The sequence below is a fragment of the Myxococcus guangdongensis genome (assembly GCF_024198255.1).
GTDB lineage: Bacteria > Myxococcota > Myxococcia > Myxococcales > Myxococcaceae > Myxococcus > Myxococcus guangdongensis.
The window spans coordinates 404387-422517 of the sequence record NZ_JAJVKW010000010.1 but is presented as its reverse complement, the minus strand read 5'-3'; the positions used below and the strand labels follow the sequence as shown (position 1 = coordinate 422517).

Below are 18131 nucleotides of genomic sequence, written 5' to 3'. Positions count from 1 at the left end.
CGCACGTGCGGCGTGGGCCTCCGAGCGAGGACGTGCTTTGGCATCGTGATTGCTTTTGTCCTGTGCATCCCCGCGATGGGGAAGGAGGCAGGACACGATGAGTTGCTCATTCCGCAAGCAGGTGTGTCAGTGGGGCAGTGCCTTCATCCTGGCGAGCGCGCCGTTCGTCTCGTTGGCGAGTCCGCCGGTGGATGTCCCCCAGGCGGCGCCGAACTTCGTCCAGGCGCTCTCGCACGGGCCCGAAGACCTGGAGGTGAAGGCGACGGGGGAGAACACGTACTCGGTGCGGCGCAACGCGAAGGCGGAGCACGAGAAGACGTGCACGCAGAGCGGGGATGCGCGGTTCGTGCCCTCGTTCAAGGACGGCAAGGCGGTGGGGTTCAAGCTCTTCGCCGTGCGTCCCGGTTCCATCTACGAGAAACTCGGGTTCCAGGAGCGGGACGTGGTGCAGAGCATCAATGGCATCACGCTGGAGACGCCAGAGAAGGCGCTGGAGGCCTACGCCCAGCTCGACACGGCGAAGCGCGTGGTGGTGGCCATCGACCGCGGAGGCACGGTCATCCGCAAGACCTACAACGTGAAGCCGTGAGGACAGCAGAAGGCCCGGCGACGGGGGGCGCGCATGACGAGCGCCCGCTTCCGTCCCGGGCCTGGTGGACGGCTCAGCCCAGGTTGTGGAACACGCGCTGGACGTCGTCGTCCTGCTCCATGGCGTCGACGAGCTCCAGCACCTCGGTGGCCTTGTCCTCGGGCAGCTCGATGAGGTTCTCCGGGATGTACTCGGAGTCGGCGGAGATGGGCGCCAGCCCCTTCGCCTCGATGGCCGCCTGGAGCTTGCCGAAGTCGGCGAAGTCACACCGGATGATGAGCTGCTTCTCACCCTTCTCGCCCGTGCCCTCGCCCATCTCCTGCAACCCGTGGTCGATGAGCTCCAGCTCCAGCTCATCCTGGTTGAGGCCCTCCGGGTTCAACCGGAACACCCCCATCCGCTTGAACATGAACGCCACGCTGCCCGTGCTACCCATGTTCCCGGAGTTCTGGTTGAAGTGCATCCGCACGTTCGCCACCGTGCGCACCACGTTGTCCGTGGCCGTCTCCACCAACAGCGCGATGCCGTGCGGCGCATAGCCCTCGTAGAGGACGATTTCGTACTGCGTCGCCGTCTGGCCGCTGGCGCGCTTGATGGCCGCCTCGACCTTGTCCTTCGGCATGTTCGCCGCGCGCGCGTTCTGCAACACCCGCCGCAACGTGGAGTTCGAGTCCGGGTTCGGCCCGCCGGACTTCACCGCGATCGCAATGTCCTTGCTGATGCGCGTGAAGACCTTCGCCATCTTGTTCCAGCGGGCCATCATCGTGGCCTTGCGTGTCTCGAAAATGCGTCCCATGGGTCGAGCGACTCGCGAAGAGAGGGGGCGCCAGGCGCGCCCCAGGTGAAGAAAGGGGGTTGCTGTAAAGGGCCCGGGCAATCTAGCGCAACTCTGATGGAGCGCCCGCGCTTCGTGTGCGGGGCGGCGTCCTGTCCAACGTTCAACTTGGGAGACGACACGCGCGGGCGGAGCCCCCCAAGGGCCCACGCACCCGCCGTCATCCACCCGGGGACGGGGCCCGCCGACAACGGGCCCCCGGGACTCTCAGCGGGCCTGCTGCGCCGCCGGCTGGGGCGCGGGGGCCATGCTGTTGGCGCCCGTGCCCTGCTCACCGTTGGCGAAGGCGCGCTCCATGTGCGCATCAATCTGGCCCACGGCCATCAGCCCCGCCATCCGGAAGTCCGAGATGAACGACCACAGCGGGTACTTGAAGCTCGCCGGCTTGTTCTTCTCGATGAAGAAGTGGCTGAACCATGCGAAGCCGTACGCCGCAACCAGGGCCGCTGGAATCAGCGCCCCACGGCCCGTGGAGATGGCCGCGATGCCCGTGGCCACGCCCAGGCTGGTGCCCACGAAGTGGAACCGGCGCGTCACCGGCAGCGAGTGCTCACGCAGGTAGAACGGCCAGAACTCGGCATAGGTCTGGAGGGTGGGCTTGGACATGAAGTGAAGTTGTGTCCAGACAGGGGCTCGACGTCAACCCGCCGTGCGTCAGGAACCGCCCGTCGCCCCCCTCCAGCCCCCGAGGGCAGGGCCGCCAGGCGACCAGGCGGACTCCGGAGGCCTGAACGGAATCGGACGTCTCGCGGCCGTCGACTCCGCAGTTTTCCGCCCGCTGCGCACCGAAGCGCTCCGAGGACACCCGCCCCTCCACCTCGTCCACGGGTCGTGGGAGACTCGGGAGCAATGACGGATTGGATTCCCAAGCCGAACCCGACGGTGGACCTGCGCACGTTGGTGCTCAGCCCGGAGGAGGGCTTCGTGCTCTCCCGGCTCGACGGCGCCACGGCGGCCAGGAACCTCCCCGCGCTCACCGGCCTGCCTCCCGAGCGACTCCAGGGCATCCTCACCCGGCTCGTCTCCCAGGGCGCCCTGCTCCCCGTCGCCACGGCCCCCGCCACCCCGGTGGCCCCTCGTGTCCCACCCGCACCGACGCGAGCCCCCACCGTGAGCCCCGGCTATGAGCCGCTCGCGGCCCACGCACCACTTCAAGAAGAAGAGCTGCCCACGCTCGAGCTGCTCCCCCAGGAGGCCGATGCGGGCGAAGTCGACGTCCTGGAGACCTCCGAGTCCGACGCCGCCGCGCCCGAGCCCCAGGACTCCGACGCCGAGGACGTGCCCGAAGTGGCGCTCGGCAACTTCCGGCAGCTCTTCGAGACGCGGTTGCATCCGCAACCCGAGGACCAACGTGTCGCGCTGGCGCACACCGCGCAGGACCCGGAGCTGTCCGCGCTGTGCTTCGACCCGCTGCCCTCCATCATCAAGGCGGTGATGGAGAATCCCCGCGTCGGGCTCGCCCATGCGCGCCTCATCGCGCGCAACCACCGCAACCCCGTGGGACTGGAGTCGCTCTGTGCCCGCGCGGCCTTCGCGGCGGACATGGGCGTGCGGCGCTGGCTCGTGCGCAACCCGCAGCTCCCCGTCAGCCTGTTCCGCAGGCTCTGGAGCGCGCGTCGGTTGATGGAGCTGTACAAGGTGACGGTGGACCGCGACGTCCCCGAGTCCACGCGGCGCTCGTCGCGCGAGGTGCTCCGTCAGCGCTTCACCACCGGCCCCGCCGAGGAGAAGGTGGAGCTCATCCTCAACACCGAGGGCCGCGCGCTCGCGTCGCTCATCGGCATGTCCGTGGATGGGAAGACGGCGTCGATGTTGTGCGGACGCACCTACCGCTCGCCCATGCTCATCCAGAACATCGCGCGCTGGAGCGCCGCGCCCCCGGCCCTCATCGCCCACCTGCTCAAGCAGGAGGCCGTGCGAAGGCAGCCGCAGCTGCGCCTGCTCCTCACCCGCCACCCCAACGCCCCCGCCGAGGTCCGCCGCAGCGGCTGAGCCTCACGGCCTGCGCGCGGTGAGGATGGGCTGATAGAAGCCCGTCTCCTCCGGCGAGTACCACCGCGTGTCGACGAGCCCCGCCCGTGTCATCGCGCCCTCCACCTCCACCCGCTGGAGCGCGCGGTACACGCCGGTGTGCTCCGTGGCCTGCCAGCCCTTGCCCTCGGGGCGCAGGATGAACTGGTGGACCGTGTACGTCCTGCCGTCGGCGGCCCAATCCCAGACCTGGAAGAGAATCCGCCGGCCCTCGGGCGCGTCGAGCACCCGCTCCGAGGTGAAGCGCGGCTGCTGCGCCATCAACGCGTCGTAGTCGCGCACGCTCAGCGCCAGCAGGCCCCCCGGCGCGAGCTTCGAGGCCATCGCATGCGCGGCGGCGTCCAAGTCCTCATCCGTGAGCAGGTGTGGCACCGCGTTGTCGAACGCGAGCACCACCTGGAACATCCCCGACACCTGCGTGTCCAGCGTCCGCATGTCCGCGACGCCCGTGGTGAGGGTGACGCCCAGGGTGCGCGCCTCGCGCTCGGCGCGGGCCACGGCGGCGGGGCTCAGGTCCGTGGCGTGCACCACGTAACCGCGCCCCGCGAGCCCCAGCGCCTGCGTGCCGATGCCACACGCGCAATCCAGCACCCGACGCGGCGGCGGCGCGCCACAACGACGCAGCAGCGCGTCCAACGCGGCGCCCTGGCGCTCCACCGTCTGGGCCCAGTTGGCGAAGAGCAGGTGATACTCCTCGGCGAGCCCCTGGTAGAACTCGAGCACGGACTCAGCCATGCGCGCGCACCTCGACGTGCGTCCTGGTGACGGCCGGAGGACTCATGGGCCGAACGTCCGCCCCTCCAGCGCCTCGATGGCGGCGCGCACGGGGGCGGGCACCGGCACCGGCTCGTTCTTGACGTAGTCCAGGGTGACGATGACGGCGGTGCCCTTCGTGTAGAGCGTGCCGTCCTCCTCGCCGAACACGGCGTGCTCCAGCGTGACGGAGGTGGTGCCGATGCGCGAGACGCGGGCGCTGGCGACCAGGCGCACGGGGAAGACGACCGGGCGCACGTACTCGGCCTGGGTGGCCTTGAGGATGGGGCCAATGCCGCCCTGGATGCGCGTCTCGCCGGCGCCCGAGGGGCCCGTCATGCCGATGCGGGCGAGGTAGGCGATGCGCGCGGTCTCGAACCACGTGAAGGTGCGAGCGTTGTTCGCGTGGCCGAACGCGTCCATTTCACTCCAGTGCAGGGTGAAGGGGACGACGACGGGGAAGTCCTTGGGGCTGAGGTCCGCCATGGCGGGCAGGGTGCCCCACTCGAGGCCATGAGGGAACGAAGAACGCCGCCTGCCTGCTCTCCAGCCAGGGGCCGGTGTCGTGATAATCCAGCAACACGATGAGTCCACGACTCCTGATTTCCGCGCTGGCCCTCACGGGCCTCGGTATCAACCCGCCCGCCTGGGCGAGTGAGGCCTCCTCGGAGGTCCCGGCCGTGACGGGGGCTCGCTTCAGCTCCGTGCCCGAGTGGACCGTCTCACCGAACATCACCGCGCGACGCTGGGTCGCGAGCCCGGAATCCGTCGCGGACACAGCGCCGCGCCCCGTCGCACCGGCATCGTCCACGCCAGGTGTCACCTCGCCTGCATGGACCGCCGCGCCGAGCACCGTCGCGCCGAGCATCACCGCGCAACGGTGGTCCGTCGGGACTGTCTCAGCGGGCCTCGCCGCGACCGAGACCTCGGTCCCGACCTCGTCCACACAGAACGTCACTCCGCCGCACTGGACTGCGGCGCCGAGGACCGCGGCACCGAGCATCGCCGCGCAACGCTGGTCCGCCTCGCCGGCAGGCTCCACGCCGAGCACAGCCGCTCCCGGCTCCGCTGCGCCGGGTACTTCCACACCAAGCTCCGCGCCGAGCACCACCGCGCCCGGCTCCGCCGCGCCGAACACGCGCCCCACGGACGCGAAGCCCACGGTGCGCCACCGCGTCACCGCCACCGAGGCTCCGCGCCACATCATCGCGAACGGCAAGGGCCGCGCGACGCTCTTCCTGAACGAGTCCACGGGCGCCACCGCCGCATCACTGACACTCCTCGAGCTCCAGCCCGGCGGCGAGGTCCCCGAGCACACGCACGACACGAGCGCGGAGATTCTCTACATCGAGGACGGCGCCGCGGACATGACGGTGGCCGGACAGACCTTGCGCGTGAGCAAGGGCGACGCCGTCTACATCCCCGCGGGCGCGAAGCACTCCGCGCGCGTCGTGTCTCCCGGCGCACCGTTCAAGGCCGTGCAGGTCTACGCGGGCCCGGGCCCCGAGCAGCGCTTCATGCAGGGCCCCCGGGAGAGCGCTCCTCATGGCCGCTGAGCGCGAATCCTCGGCGGCGCGCCAGCGGAACGAACCCTCCGATGTGCCCTCGGTCGAGCGCCCTCACCTCGTCCCCTCCCGCAACGAGACGGCGCTCATCTCCGACAGCGGCACGGCCACCCACCCCCAGCGCCACGCCCCCATGGTGCGCTGGCTGCACCCCTCGCAGCTGATTCGCACGGGCCTGGACGCCGTCGTCGCCGCCGTCTTCGGCGCCCGCGCGGACCATCGCCTCATCGAGGCCGTGGTGCGCCCGCAGGTCCCCTACTTCGACTACTCCGAGGAGACGCGCCCCGAGGGAGACTTCTGGCTCGACTACGTCTCCGACACCGGCGACGGCTGGGACTCCACGTACTCGGTGGCGCGGCTGCTCGCGCTGCCCCAGCTGAAGCTGCCCGTGCGCGGTCAGCCCCGCGTCGGCGAGTTCGAGACCGAGCGCGGCCGCGTCCTCATCTTCGGCGGCGACGGCGTGTACCCCGGCGCCAGCCGCGAGGCCTACGAGGAGCGCCTCATCCAGCCATACGAGGCAGCCATGCGGCGCTCCGTCGCGCCCAATCCGGACCTGTTCGTCATCCCGGGCAACCACGACTGGTACGACGGCCTGTCCGCCTTCATGCGGCTGTTCTGCGCCAACCGCTGGATTGCCGGACGGCGCACGCGGCAGAGCCGCAGCTACTTCGCGCTCAAGCTGCCGCAGCGCTGGTGGCTCATCGGCACGGACGTACAGCTCAACAGCGACATCGACGTGCCCCAGGTGGAGTACTTCCGCCAGGTGGCCGACAGCATGGGCCCCGACGACCGCGTCATCCTGTGCAACGCCGAGCCCGCGTGGATTCTCGCCGCCACGCAGCGGCGCAAGGGCAGCTACCTGGAGAACAACCTGGAGTACCTCCAGGAGAAGGTGCTCGGCCGACGCATCAGCATCTTCCTCGCCGGTGACTTGCACCACTACCGCCGGCACGAGGACCCCGCGGGCCGACAGAAAATCACGGCCGGCGGCGGCGGCGCCTTCATGCACCCCACGCACGCCCCCAAGGCGCACGTGCTGCGCGACGGCTACCGGCTGGAGAAGAGCTTCCCCGATGAGCGCACCTCGCGAGCGCTCGCGCGAAAGAACCTGTTCCTCATCCGCTACAGCCCGCTGTTCGGCCTGATGACGGGCGCGCTGTACCTGCTGCTCGCGCTGGCCGCGTACGCGGAGGTGGGCTCGCTGGGCTTCTCTCAATTGGGCGACGTCATCATGGCCGTGGCCAACAGCATGGTCAGCCGTCCGTGGACCATGGTGCTGGGCCTGGGCACCATCGGCGGGCTCATCGGCCTGGCGGACTCGGCGTTCGGCAAGCTCCGGTGGCTCGCGGGCACGCTGCACGGCGTGGCCCACATCCTCGCGGCCTTCTTCGTCGCGTGGGGAGGCACGTATCTGGCGGTCAGCGGGATGGGCATCTGCCCCGACCTGACGCCGGACGGCCTCAACTGCACGGCGGGCTGGGCGCACCTGGCGGGCAAGTTCCTGGTGTCCTCCGCGCTCACCTTCCTGGGTGGCTTCCTGGTGGGCCCCTTCGTCATGGGGTTGTACCTGTGGCTGAGTGTCAACCTGTTCGGGGCCCACTCGAACGAGGCGTTCATCTCGTTGGCGTTGCCGGACTGGAAGAACTTCCTGCGCCTGCACATCGACGAGAAGGGACAGCTCACCGTCTACCCGGTGGGTATCGAACGGGTGCCGCGCCGGTGGAAGCGCACGCATGCGGGGCCACACGCCCCGGCGTACGAGCCGGATGACGCCAAGGCCACGGCGCCGGCGCTCATCGAGCCGCCCATCCGCGTCTAACGTCCGGCGCTCCTGGGAACGGTGTAGCCTTGGGGGCTCACCGCTCACGAAGGAGCCGTACGCCGATGGCCGCACAGACGATGGAGCAGCTGGTTTCCCTGTCCAAGCGCCGGGGCTTCATCTTCCCGGGCTCCGCCATCTACGGGGGCCTGCAGGGTACGTACGACTACGGTCCGCTCGGCGTCGAGCTGAAGAACAACCTGAAGCTGGCCTGGTGGCGCGCCAACGTCTGGGAGCGCGAGGACATGGAGGGCATCGACGCCTCCATCCTCATGAACAAGCTCACGTGGCGCTACTCGGGGCACGAAGAGACCTTCGTGGACCCGATGGTGGACTGCAAGGGCTGCAAGATGCGCTGGCGCGCGGACCAGATCGCCGGCAAGTGCCCCAGCTGCGGCTCCGCGGAGCTGACCGAGCCGCGCCCCTTCAACCTGATGTTCAAGACGCAGGTGGGGCCGGTGCCGGACCCGGAGTCCTTCTCCTATCTGCGCCCCGAGACGGCGCAGGGCATCTTCCTCAACTTCAAGCACGTGCTCGACTCGACGTCGCGCAAGCTGCCGTTCGGCATCGCGCAGATGGGCAAGTCCTTCCGCAACGAAATCACGCCGCGCAACTTCATCTTCCGCGTGCGTGAGTTCGAGCAGATGGAGATCGAGTTCTTCGTGAAGCCCGGCGAGGACGAGGCGTGGCACCAGAAGTGGGTGGAGGACCGCATCAACTGGTGGCTGTCGGTGGGGTTGTCCAAGGACAACCTGGTGCCGTACCACCAGAAGGCGAACGAGCTGGCGCACTACGCGAAGGCGACGGTGGACCTGCTCTACCGCTTCCCGCACGGGCTGGAGGAGCTGGAGGGCATCGCGAACCGGACGGACTACGATTTGGGTTCGCACAGCAAGGACCAGGGCTCGCTCGGGTTGAAGGCGCGCGTGGCGCCCAACAGCCACAGCACGGAGAAGCTCACGTACTTCGACGCGGAGACGAAGCAGCACGTGGTGCCGTTCGTCATCGAGCCGTCGGCGGGCGTGGACCGCGGGGTGCTCGCGGTGCTGAGCGAGGCGTACGCGGAGGAGCAGGTGAAGCCCGCGCCGGCGGACCGGCTCAAGCCGGTGGAGGAGGCGCTGGGCACGTTCCTCAAGTCCGTGAGTCGCAACGAGAAGCTCACGGCGGACGCGAAGAACGCGCTGCTCGCGGAGGGTGAGCGCATCGCGGGCGCGTTGGGTGAGCGGCTCGCGTCGATCACGGGGCTCTTGTCGATGCCGGGGGCGGAGGGCATCGAGGTGGCGAAGAAGCTGCGCGGCCAGGTGGACCCGGTGGTCGACGAGTTCTACCGGACGGTGCTGCACTTCAAGCCGCGCGTGGCGCCGATCAAGGTCGCGGTGTTGCCGCTGAAGAAGAACCACCCGGGCATCGTGGACGTGGCGAAGGGCATCCGCCGTCGACTCCAGTCCTCGGGTTCGATGCGCGTCGTGTACGACGACACGGGCGCCATCGGGAAGCTGTACCGGCGCCAGGACGAAATCGGGACGCCCTTCTGCGTCACGGTGGACTTCGACACGCTGGGGGACGGGAAGGACACGTCCACGAAGGACACCGTGACCGTGCGCCACCGCGACTCCATGGCCCAGGAGCGCGTCGCCATCTCCGAACTGGAAGGCTACCTGCGCGAGAAGATGGGCTGAGACGGACCGTCCCCCGTGTGCCGCCACACGGGGGCTGGCCGGGTTCAGGTTGTCAGGGGGCAGTGGCCGCAGGCGCCTGTCCAACGGAGGTCGACGGATGTCGTCAGGCTCCCCATCGATGCAGCTTGAACTCCGCAGCGCCCACGTGCCCGGTGAGGGCAACGAGCGTCGGCCCCTGGCAGTGCTTTGCGAAGATGCGCCTCACGTTCATGGCGAACTGGCGTGGACCCTCGGCGGGCGACGCGTGCCATGCATGGGCTTCTGGGGGCCGGACGATGTGTGCCTCGGGCAATGGTGGGACGAGCTCACCAGGGCCGTAGCGGCACTTTCCGACAGACAGCCCTACACCCTCGACACGTGCGAGCAGGGCGACCCCGCCTTCCTCTTCGAGCGCACGGACGCGTCCCTCTCCCTCTCCATCGTCGCCGGCATCGGTGGTGGCGCCCCACATCCCGAGTGGCAGAACGCGGAGTTTGCCTGGGACGACCTGCGCGCGGCACTCCGGCACTTCAAGCACGACTTGCGGCAGCTTCTTGAGTTGAGCGGCCCGCCCGCGTTGCCAGAAGAGTGGAAGAAGCGTTTTTCAGAACAGGCGTGACAGGAGCGCATCGTCGAGCGGCCAACCTGTCCGAACTTGACGAGGCAACGCCCCAGGCAACCGTCCCTCAGGGCGTGTCACCTCCGAACAGGGCTCGTCCCACAAGCGCACAACAGGTACACCCAGGTCCTCGCGGGTCTGTCGTCACATCGCGCCCTTGGGGTGGATGGGGCGTTGGCACGCGATTGGCTCTGAGGTCGCCCATGCCTTCTTTCCTCCAGGACCTGCGCCACGGCTTGCGCTCCCTTCGCCGCAGCCCAGGCTTCACGCTGGCCACCGTGCTCGCGCTGGCCTTCGGCATCGGCGCGAACACGCTGCTCTTCAGCGTGGTGAGCGCGCTGCTCCTTCGCCCGCTCCCCCTCCCCCAGCCCGAGCAGCTCGTCTCCGTGTGGGGCTTGGACCCACGCGAGCACGACGACAACAGCGCCCTGTCCCGCCTGGACTCCGAGGACCTCCGCCAGAAGGTGAAGGCCTTCGCCGCGCTCGCCGTCTACGACATCGGCGGCTTCACCCTCACCGGCCCCCATCAGGAGCCCGAGCGGGTGGAGGGCGCCGCGGTGTCGGAGGACTTCTTCCGCGTCGCCGCCGTGCGCCCCCTGCTCGGCCGGGCGCTCGAGGCCCACGAGTTCCAGCTCAACGGCCCGCGCGCCGTGGTGCTCTCACACGGCCTCTGGACCCGACGCTTCGGCGCGGACCCGAGCGTGCTCGGCCGCACGATGGAGCTGGACGGCAACACCTACGAGGTCGTCGGCGTGATGCCCGAGGGCTTCGACTTCCCCCGTGAGGACTCGCAGGAGCCCATCGGCCTGTGGGCCCCGCTGGCCGCGCGCGACATCGTCCGCTCCAACTGGGAGAACCGCGGCACCCACCTGCTCTCCGGCGTGGCCCGGCTGGCCCCGGGCTTCAACGCCGAGCAGGCCCACCAGGAGGCCCAGGGCGTGATGCAGGCCCTGTCGCAGACGTACCCGGACACCAACACCCATGAGAGCGTGGGCGTGCGCGGCCTTCAGGAGCGCCTGTCCCAGAAGACCCGCCGCCCCGCGCTCCTGCTGCTCGGCGCGGTGGCGCTGCTGCTGCTCATCGCCTGCGTCAACGTGGCGCAGTTGCTCCTCGCCCGCGCGATGACCCGGCAGCAGGAGTTCGCCGTGCGCACCGCGCTGGGCGCGGGCAAGGGCGCGCTCGCCCGACAGCTGTTGGCGGAGGGCTCGCTGCTGGCCCTGGCGGGAGGCGCGCTGGGGTTGCTCCTGGGCCTGTGGGGCACCGACATCCTGAGCGCGATGCTGCCGGAGTCCGTGCGTCAGGTGCAGGCGGTGCGCGTGGATGGGCGCGCGCTGGCGTACACGGCGGCGCTGGTGCTCGCGGTGTCCCTGATGTGCGGCCTCGCGCCGCTGGGCACCGCGCTCAAGGCCAACCTGGGCGGCCTGCTCCAGAGCACGCGCGGCACGAGCGCGAACAAGACAGCGCTGCGTTGGCGCTCGATTCTCGTCTCCACGCAGGTGGCGCTCGCGCTGGTGTTGCTGGTGGGCGCGGGGCTGCTGGTGCGCAGCGCGCAGCGGCTGGCCGATGTGGACCCAGGCTACCGGCCCGACGGCGTGTCGCTGTTGGGCGTCAACCTCCCGGCCGCGCGCTACTCGCGGGACACGATTGCGCCCTTCTACGAGCGACTGCTGGAGCAGGTGCGCGCGCAGCCGGGCGTGGAGTCCGCGTCACTGGTGACGCCGGGCATCGTGACGGGCGGCGCCATCGGTCTGTCGCTGGAGCTGCCCGAGAAGCCCTCGCCCGCGGGGGAGAAGCTCGTCACCGGATACCGGGCGATGAGCGACGGCGTCTTCGGCACGCTGGGGATTCCGCTCAAGCAGGGGCGGGACTTCACGCGGCAGGACACCGCGAACACGCCGCCGGTGGTCGTGGTGAACGAGTCCTTCGCGCGGCGGTTCTTCCCCAACGAGGACGCGGTCGGCAAGCGGGTCATCATCGGCTACGGCCCGCCCAAGGAGCGTGAAATCGTGGGCGTGGTCGGCGATGTCCGCGCCCGCGCGCTGGACGAGCCGGCGGAGCCGGAGCTGTACGCGCCACTCGGCCAGACGCCGTGGGCCATGACGTCCGTGGTGGTGCGCAGCAAGCTCCCGCTGGAGAGCGTGACGGCGATGGTGAAGGGCGAGATGCGGCAGCTCGACTCGCAGCTGACGCTGCCGAAGACGACGACGCTGGCGCAGGACATGGAGCGCTCGGTGGCGGACCGGAGCTTCCAGCGGGTGTTGCTGCTCGCCTTCGCGGTGTCTGCGGTGGCGCTCGCCTCGCTCGGCATCTACGGGTTGATGGCGTACAGCGTGGCGCAGCGGCGACGGGAGCTGGGCATCCGCCTGGCGCTGGGAGCGCTGCCCTCGGACGTGGTGCGGCTGGTGATGAAGCAGGCGCTGCGGATGTGCGCGCTGGGCCTGGGGGTCGGGCTCGCGCTGGCGTTCGGCTTGTCACGGCTGCTGGAGGGCCTGCTGTACGACGTGAGCGCGACGGACCCGCTGACCTTCCTCGCCGTGCCGATGCTGCTGCTCACGGTGGTGTCGCTGGCGAGCTGGCTGCCCGCCCGCCGCGCGTCGAAGGTGCCCCCCGGCGTGGCGATGTCCGCGGACTGAGAGCCCGCACGCACATGGAGCGGGGCTTCGCCGAGCCCGCTCCATCCACCGCGCCCGTCCGCGTCTGCGACTCGTAGGCCGCGTCCCAGCGCCCATCCGCCTTCGCGGCCTCGACCTCGGCGAGCCCCGAGGGCCGCATCCGGCCCGCCCGCGCGAGCGCCTGCACCTTCCTCACGTTCACACAGGACCAGCGGCTGCGCGGCCGGCGCGGGACGCACTTCTGCAGATAGAAGCGCGCGTCGAGCGACTTGCGCTGTCCCGAAATCCATCCGAAGCACAGCCCCACGTCGACCGCCTCGTCATCGGAGAGCGAGGCAATCTCCGACCCCTTCTTCGCGAGCTTCAACCAGACGCCCGCGGGCGCATCGACATGTGCCTGGAGCCACGCCTCGAACTCCGCCGCGCCCCGGAACGCCATCACGGGTGCAACCCCCTCAGCGCTGGCCACGGAAACCTCCCAGCACGTCCAGGTAGTGGCGGTTGAACATGATGCCCAGCACGTTGCCGAACGGGTCGATGACCGACGCCGTGACGAAGCCCGGCCCCCGCTCGGTGACGCCCTCCAGGAGCTGAGCCCCCAGGGCGAGCAACCGCGCGAGCGTCACCTCGATGTCGTCGACGGCCCAGTACGCCACCGTCCCACCCCGCTCCGTGCCGAGCCCCGGAGGCGCGAACCGCCGGTCGATGATGCCCAGCTCGTGCTGGTAGTCGCCGATGCGGAACTCGACATACCCGGGCCCCCGCCCCGCCGCCTCGCTGCTGAAGTACGGCTCCACACCGAGCAGCTCCGTGTACCAGCGCGTCGCCGCCCGGAGGTCATCCGCCCAGAGGTTGAAGGTGCTCAATCCGCGCAAGGTGTTCTTCATGGCTGTCTCCCGTGTCCAGGCCGCGTTCGTTCGCGACCCCATGAAGATGGGCCCAGAACGTGACAGGATGAGTCACCTTTGAAGCGCGAGCCCGTCACCGACCGTCTGGACCGAGTCCTGGGACTCCTCGCCTCCCGGCCGTCCTGGACGGCCCCGGAGCTGGCGGAGGAGCTGGGCGTCTGCGTGCGCACCATCCGGAGGGACTTGTCCCGGCTCTCCGCGCGAGGCGTCCCCATCGAATCGGACGCGGGTCGGGGCGGCGGAATCCGCGTCCCGCCCAGGACGGGGCTCGGGCGCGTGCAGCTCAACACCCAGGAGCTGCTCGACCTGCTGCTCGCCCTGGCGCTCGCCGAGCGGCTCGAGTCCCCGCTCCTGCTCTCGACGCTCAAGAGCCTGCGCCAGAAGCTCGCCGCCTCGTTCCCACCCGAGGAGCGCGCCCGCGTCGGCAGGCTGCGACAGCGCATCCTCGTCGGCCCCACCGCGCGCAGCATCAGCGCGACGTGGAAGCCGCCCAGGGCCGCGGTGCTGCGCCCCCTCCAGGAAGCCTTCTTCGAGCAGCGCACGCTGGAGCTGACCTACCGCGCGAGCGACACGCGCACCGTGCGCGTCGTGGAGCCGCACTACCTGCTGCTCAGCTGGCCCGCGTGGTACCTGCTCGTCTGGGACCACCTGCGCGGCGCGGTGCGCATGCTCCGCGTCGACCGCATCGAGGCCGCGAGCCTCCAGGCCGCGACGTTCCAGGTGCGCGACTCGGAGTCCATGATTGCGACCCTCGGCGACATCTTCGCGGCGCTCTGAGAGGGCCCCAGAGCGCCGCCCCTCCCTACGTCACCGTCCCAGCGACTCCTCGACGCGCATCGGAGGCACCTCGCGCGCGAACGGGACCGGGCCACACCCGTGCCCCTGCGCGCCCACCACCAGCATGTAGTCGGAGTAGCCCACCACCCCGTCCAGGTCGACATCCGCGGCCGCGGGCGCCGGCGGAACCCGGAGACCGAAGTACGTCAGCACGTACTGGTAATCCAACCGGTTCACGCACCCATCCTGATTGACGTCCCCCAACACCGGCAGGGGCCGGTTGTCCGCGATGCGCGTGAAGCGCCCACCGGAGGCCTGGGAGGCGCCCTGGAGGAAGGACATGAAGCTCGACGGCAGCATCGACGCGGTCAGCCCGAAGTTCACATAGCCCTCGAAGACATCCACGTCGAAGACCAGGGCGTAATCCGAGCTGTCTTCACGCAAGGGGTCTCCGGTCTTCAGCATGTTGCGCACCTTCCACTGCCAGGAGTCCCACGTCAGGTCTGGATAGACCCCGACGCTGGAAGGCCCGTAGCAGGGTGAGGTCACCGGCGTGCTGTTCTCCTCGCCATCGGAGATGAGCCAAAGCCGCTTCAAGGCATTCACCCCGGGCTTGTGCTCCAAGAGGCGGTCCACCGCCGCGCAGAGGGCCTGCGCCAGGGGCGTCACCCCACTGCCCACCTGGAGCCGCGCCAGGGTGGAGAGGGCGCCCGCCGCGGGGGTAAAACCAGACTCCTCCACGGAGGAGTACCCCTCGAAGGTCCAGATGGAGACCTCCCTCGTCGGGTCGGACGAGGCGGTCAGGTAGCGCCGCGAGCGCAGCAGGGCCTCGTCGAAGCGCGTCGCCCCACCCTGACGCGTGCTCTGCATGGAGCCGCTGCGGTCCAACAGGATGAGGACGTGCTCCTCATCATAAGGCTGCGCCCGCGCGCCCCCCGCGCCCAGCAGGGTCAGCGCCAACACCAGCCAGCCTCCCAACGACGAGAGGCACTCCCAAACGCGCCCGTCCGGCCGCGCCAGTCCCAATCCCTTCATGGCGTCCTCCAATGATTATCAAGATTGTGCAACGTCGAGAATTTCAGGACTTCAACGGGAAATTCACAAAAGCCGCATGTCGAATCGTGGATAGTACCGAGCAACCAATACCACTTGGTTGTTTTTGCACTCAAGTTCCAACACTGAGGATTCACCGTGCGCCACGCACTGACGGCCGGAGTCTGTCTTGGGTTCCTCGCGCTCGCTCCCACGGCCCACGCCACGGGAGGCAAGGGATTGACGTGGGCTCGCATCAGCCACGCATCGGGCATCGACGAGGTCGGCTGCGATGGCTGCAATCCCTATGACGGGGACACGGCCTGCACCGAGCGGAGGCCCATCCTCTGCATCAAGTACGACACGTCCCCTCGCCCCGCCAACCTCAGCCACCTCTATTACGCGGGCTGGGCGGGCGGGAACATCGCCACCACGCTCCCCGTCGCGGGGACGCTGCTGGAGAGCCTGCCTCGCGCCACCCAGCTCTGCATCCAGTTCTTCGGGCCGGGCTGGCGGATGGCCACGTTCCACGACGGCGCCGGCTGGGGCTTCAACGCCTATGGCGCCGTCCGCTCCGACACCCGCTTCTGGGTCTACATCAATGACCAGCAGGCCAACTGCTGGAACCCGTAGCCCGAGGGCGCTCCGCCCGCCGCCTCCACTTCCATCGCAGTCGCCGCACCACCGTGTCGTCAGAAGGGAACATCACGTCATGTCGAAATCGAGAGTGTCGTCTCTCGCCGTGCTCGCGCTCACCCTGGGTGTCTCGGGTCAGGCCGTCGCCGCGCCCATGAATCCGTCGGAGCGCACCCCTCCGGGCAACTTCTCCCCGTACGTCCGGAGCAGCTTCGAGCTGCTGGCGGACTCGGACAACAACAGCCTCGTCTACTTCGTCCCCAAGATTGGCGGCGTGGCCATCCTGGCGCCCCAGAGCAGCGACCCCGCGCCGCAGTTCGCCATCAGCGCGTACATGCCGACGGACGGCATCTTCACGGGGAAGGTCTTGACCAGCATGGGCGGCACGCTGTCGCCCACCGCGGACCTCGGCGCCCTGGGGGCGCTGCAGACCGAGGCCCAGGCCCAGGGCCTGGTCATCGCGCCCGCCCCCGTGAAGAGCGCGACCACCATCTTCAGTATCTTCGGACAGCAGAACCTGGTGGGCCGCGTGGACGCCCAGTGCGTCGCGAAGGAGGTCATCGTCATCATCGACGGCCAGCAGTTCATCAACCGGGTCCCGGAGTGCAAGGTCAAGAACGAGTTCGGCGACATGGTGCTGACCGACACCATGTATCAGTTCACCTCCGTGCGCGCGCCGCCCAACGGCACGGCCAACCAGAACATCTCCTTCCAGGCCACGGTGCTGCCGGCCAAGGCGTCGCAGCTGCGCACCAAGATGAACACGGGCGCCCCCTGGAATGACATCTTCTACTCGACCATCCAGTGGGAGGTCGGGACCCAGTCGCTCACCCGTCAGGCCCGCGTCACCGTGAACTGGCAGTCCGTCTTCGAGCAGGCGAGCGCGTTCGCCGCCTTCCACGCCAACGCCTGCATCGACGTGGAGATCAGCGCCTTCTTCCAGCGCATCGCCACGTGCCAGGGCGGTCCCACGCCTTGCGGCGTCATGGTCGAGTACCGGCAGCCCAACGGAACCTGGAGCACCCAGGCGCCGAACAACGCGGCCTTCATCAACGCGGTGAACGCGCTGGAGCAGACGCTCTGGGCCGAGCTGTTCACGCAGATTCGCGCGGTCAACGGTCCCGTCTCCACCCAGGCCCGGGCCATCTTCACCCTGCGCGCCAACTACGAGAAGATCATCACCAACCGCAACGAGGTCATGTACTTCACCTACAACGAGGGCCCCAAGTCCTTCGGCGCCAACACCACGCTGAGCCTCGACTGCTTGCTGGGTGGCTATGAGGCCGGCATCGTGTTCTGGGACATGATGCAGCCGCGCTGCCGCGCGCGCGTGGGCCAGCAGTAAACCCTGCCATGTGAGTTTCGGGAGGGAGGCATGCAGTGCAGTGCCTCCCTCCCCGACTTCCTTCCGCTGTCATGGATTGTCGATATGCCTGCCCATCGAATCTTCGCCGCACTCGCGGTAGCGCTCTGCTCCATGGGAGCGGGAGCCACGCCTTCCGCCTCACCCACCACGCCGCCCCTGGACTACTCGCGGACGCTCGAGCAGTCGTCCATGGTCTTCGTCCCCTATGAGGGAATGGCGAATCGGGGACCTCTCTTCTTCAAGCAGTACACCCAGGTCTCGCTGGGGCCCGTCTCCATCGGGGATGGCTTTCGCCACCTCTCGGTGAACCTCACGCCGACGGCCGTGGTCCAGGGCCAGTACATCCCCTTCCTGAACCAGCACAACATCATCGACGTCCCCACGGCCCTGGTGCCCACCTACGGCACCTGCCAGCCCACCCAGGCCATCAAGGACTACCTGTCCTTCATGCCGGAGGAGTACCGCCCCACCACGTCCTCGGGCGGCTATCCCGAGGCCTGCGTCCTCAGCCTCTACTACCTGGACGTCGTGGAGCAGCAGGTCCTGGCCCGCGTCGCGGCGGGGCCCGTGATGACGCTGAATGCGTCGGTGCCGCTGTGCGCGCCGAACAGCCCCCGGCTGGAGGTCAACGCCATCAACCAGGCGCTGCGCACGCGGGGCGTCCTGCAGGTGTCCTCGTCCGGCGTGTGGACCGGGAACCACTTCCGGCTGCTCTATGAGTCCGTCCTGCTCTCGCAGAGCAACCCCTCGCTCTTCGGCACGGCGAACCCCGAGGATGGCTGGACGCGGTACATCAAGCTCTTCCAGGTCGACGCGACGACGTCGATTGCGACGATGAGCGCCGCGAACGCCCAGCAGCGCCCGCTGATGTGCGTCTCCCAGTCGCTCATCGTCACCTACGGGACGAGCACGCCCGCGCCCTGAGTCGCGC

The 18131-nt window shown here is 69.2% G+C and carries 18 protein-coding genes; 11 read left to right on the top strand and 7 right to left on the bottom strand.

What is annotated here, in order from left to right; all coding sequences use genetic code 11:
* Positions 1-97: 97 nt before the first annotated feature.
* Positions 98-589 (top strand): hypothetical protein, encoded by a 492-nt coding sequence (locus LXT21_RS29440; protein WP_254041523.1) that lies wholly within the window; start codon positions 98-100, stop codon positions 587-589.
* A gap of 73 nt (positions 590-662) precedes the next feature.
* Here the strand turns inward: LXT21_RS29440 and LXT21_RS29435 are convergent, their stop codons facing one another.
* Both LXT21_RS29435 and LXT21_RS29430 read right to left on the bottom strand, forming a co-directional pair.
* Complete coding sequence (locus LXT21_RS29435) at positions 663-1385, bottom strand: YebC/PmpR family DNA-binding transcriptional regulator (protein ID WP_254041522.1); 723 nt, start codon at positions 1383-1385, stop codon at positions 663-665.
* Positions 1386-1631: 246 nt separating this feature from the next.
* A complete protein-coding gene (locus LXT21_RS29430; RefSeq protein WP_254041521.1) occupies positions 1632-2030 on the bottom strand; it encodes a DUF962 domain-containing protein in 399 nt (132 codons plus the stop codon).
* Between the two features lie 243 nt (positions 2031-2273).
* On the opposite strand from LXT21_RS29430, the gene LXT21_RS29425 reads away from it, so the two are divergent.
* Positions 2274-3416, top strand: a complete 1143-nt coding sequence (locus LXT21_RS29425; protein WP_254041520.1) for a hypothetical protein — start codon at positions 2274-2276, stop codon at positions 3414-3416.
* A 3-nt stretch (positions 3417-3419) separates the two neighbouring features.
* Here the strand turns inward: LXT21_RS29425 and LXT21_RS29420 are convergent, their stop codons facing one another.
* Positions 3420-4190, bottom strand: a complete 771-nt coding sequence (locus LXT21_RS29420) for a class I SAM-dependent methyltransferase (RefSeq protein WP_254041519.1) — start codon at positions 4188-4190, stop codon at positions 3420-3422.
* Between the two features lie 42 nt (positions 4191-4232).
* The gene (locus LXT21_RS29415; RefSeq protein ID WP_254041518.1) at positions 4233-4694 is read right to left on the bottom strand and encodes an acyl-CoA thioesterase; all 462 of its coding nucleotides are present in this window, start codon (positions 4692-4694) and stop codon (positions 4233-4235) included.
* Positions 4695-5371: 677 nt separating this feature from the next.
* On the opposite strand from LXT21_RS29415, the gene LXT21_RS45495 reads away from it, so the two are divergent.
* The 5 genes from LXT21_RS45495 to LXT21_RS29390 all read left to right on the top strand — a co-directional run bounded on the left by LXT21_RS45495 (position 5372) and on the right by LXT21_RS29390 (position 12502).
* A complete protein-coding gene (locus LXT21_RS45495; RefSeq protein WP_254041517.1) occupies positions 5372-5764 on the top strand; it encodes a cupin domain-containing protein in 393 nt (130 codons plus the stop codon).
* 142 nt (positions 5765-5906) lie between these two features.
* A complete protein-coding gene (locus LXT21_RS29405) occupies positions 5907-7592 on the top strand; it encodes a metallophosphoesterase (RefSeq protein ID WP_407667069.1) in 1686 nt (561 codons plus the stop codon).
* 65 nt (positions 7593-7657) lie between these two features.
* On the top strand, positions 7658-9271 hold the full coding sequence (locus tag LXT21_RS29400; protein WP_254041515.1) for a glycine--tRNA ligase: 1614 nt from the start codon (positions 7658-7660) through the stop codon (positions 9269-9271).
* A gap of 118 nt (positions 9272-9389) precedes the next feature.
* Complete coding sequence (locus tag LXT21_RS29395; protein ID WP_254041514.1) at positions 9390-9869, top strand: hypothetical protein; 480 nt, start codon at positions 9390-9392, stop codon at positions 9867-9869.
* A gap of 203 nt (positions 9870-10072) precedes the next feature.
* Positions 10073-12502, top strand: a complete 2430-nt coding sequence (locus tag LXT21_RS29390) for an ABC transporter permease (RefSeq protein ID WP_254041513.1) — start codon at positions 10073-10075, stop codon at positions 12500-12502.
* Here the strand turns inward: LXT21_RS29390 and LXT21_RS29385 are convergent.
* A complete protein-coding gene (locus LXT21_RS29385) occupies positions 12420-12950 on the bottom strand; it encodes a YdeI/OmpD-associated family protein (RefSeq protein ID WP_254041512.1) in 531 nt (176 codons plus the stop codon). The genes LXT21_RS29390 and LXT21_RS29385 overlap by 83 nt on opposite strands.
* The gene (locus tag LXT21_RS29380; protein ID WP_254041511.1) at positions 12937-13368 is read right to left on the bottom strand and encodes a VOC family protein; all 432 of its coding nucleotides are present in this window, start codon (positions 13366-13368) and stop codon (positions 12937-12939) included. The genes LXT21_RS29385 and LXT21_RS29380 overlap by 14 nt, the downstream gene beginning before the upstream one ends.
* Positions 13369-13446: 78 nt before the next feature.
* Between LXT21_RS29380 and LXT21_RS29375 the strand changes: the two genes are divergently transcribed.
* Complete coding sequence (locus tag LXT21_RS29375; RefSeq protein WP_254041510.1) at positions 13447-14166, top strand: helix-turn-helix transcriptional regulator; 720 nt, start codon at positions 13447-13449, stop codon at positions 14164-14166.
* 30 nt (positions 14167-14196) lie between these two features.
* Here the strand turns inward: LXT21_RS29375 and LXT21_RS29370 are convergent, their stop codons facing one another.
* Positions 14197-15201 (bottom strand): VWA domain-containing protein, encoded by a 1005-nt coding sequence (locus LXT21_RS29370; RefSeq protein WP_254041509.1) that lies wholly within the window; start codon positions 15199-15201, stop codon positions 14197-14199.
* Positions 15202-15357: 156 nt separating this feature from the next.
* Between LXT21_RS29370 and LXT21_RS29365 the strand changes: the two genes are divergently transcribed.
* The 3 genes from LXT21_RS29365 to LXT21_RS29355 all read left to right on the top strand — a co-directional run bounded on the left by LXT21_RS29365 (position 15358) and on the right by LXT21_RS29355 (position 18124).
* On the top strand, positions 15358-15831 hold the full coding sequence (locus LXT21_RS29365) for a flagellar hook-length control protein (RefSeq protein ID WP_254041508.1): 474 nt from the start codon (positions 15358-15360) through the stop codon (positions 15829-15831).
* 79 nt (positions 15832-15910) lie between these two features.
* Entirely contained in the window at positions 15911-17179 is a 1269-nt protein-coding gene (locus tag LXT21_RS29360; protein ID WP_254041507.1) for a hypothetical protein, read from the top strand.
* 84 nt (positions 17180-17263) lie between these two features.
* Entirely contained in the window at positions 17264-18124 is an 861-nt protein-coding gene (locus tag LXT21_RS29355; RefSeq protein ID WP_254041506.1) for a hypothetical protein, read from the top strand.
* The last annotated feature ends 7 nt before the right edge of the window (positions 18125-18131 follow it).

Coding starts and splice junctions, on each gene's coding strand:
- LXT21_RS29425 (WP_254041520.1), top strand. CDS start 2,274: ATGACGGATTGGATTCCCAAGCCGAACCCGACGGTGGACCTGCGCACG.
- LXT21_RS29380 (WP_254041511.1), bottom strand. CDS start 13,368: ATGAAGAACACCTTGCGCGGATTGAGCACCTTCAACCTCTGGGCGGAT.
- LXT21_RS29435 (WP_254041522.1), bottom strand. CDS start 1,385: ATGGGACGCATTTTCGAGACACGCAAGGCCACGATGATGGCCCGCTGG.
- LXT21_RS29440 (WP_254041523.1), top strand. CDS start 98: ATGAGTTGCTCATTCCGCAAGCAGGTGTGTCAGTGGGGCAGTGCCTTC.
- LXT21_RS29430 (WP_254041521.1), bottom strand. CDS start 2,030: ATGTCCAAGCCCACCCTCCAGACCTATGCCGAGTTCTGGCCGTTCTAC.
- LXT21_RS29405 (WP_407667069.1), top strand. CDS start 5,907: ATGGTGCGCTGGCTGCACCCCTCGCAGCTGATTCGCACGGGCCTGGAC.
- LXT21_RS29415 (WP_254041518.1), bottom strand. CDS start 4,694: ATGGCGGACCTCAGCCCCAAGGACTTCCCCGTCGTCGTCCCCTTCACC.
- LXT21_RS29370 (WP_254041509.1), bottom strand. CDS start 15,201: ATGAAGGGATTGGGACTGGCGCGGCCGGACGGGCGCGTTTGGGAGTGC.
- LXT21_RS29400 (WP_254041515.1), top strand. CDS start 7,658: ATGGCCGCACAGACGATGGAGCAGCTGGTTTCCCTGTCCAAGCGCCGG.
- LXT21_RS29360 (WP_254041507.1), top strand. CDS start 15,911: ATGTCGAAATCGAGAGTGTCGTCTCTCGCCGTGCTCGCGCTCACCCTG.
- LXT21_RS29420 (WP_254041519.1), bottom strand. CDS start 4,190: ATGGCTGAGTCCGTGCTCGAGTTCTACCAGGGGCTCGCCGAGGAGTAT.
- LXT21_RS29355 (WP_254041506.1), top strand. CDS start 17,264: ATGCCTGCCCATCGAATCTTCGCCGCACTCGCGGTAGCGCTCTGCTCC.
- LXT21_RS29395 (WP_254041514.1), top strand. CDS start 9,390: ATGCAGCTTGAACTCCGCAGCGCCCACGTGCCCGGTGAGGGCAACGAG.
- LXT21_RS29390 (WP_254041513.1), top strand. CDS start 10,073: ATGCCTTCTTTCCTCCAGGACCTGCGCCACGGCTTGCGCTCCCTTCGC.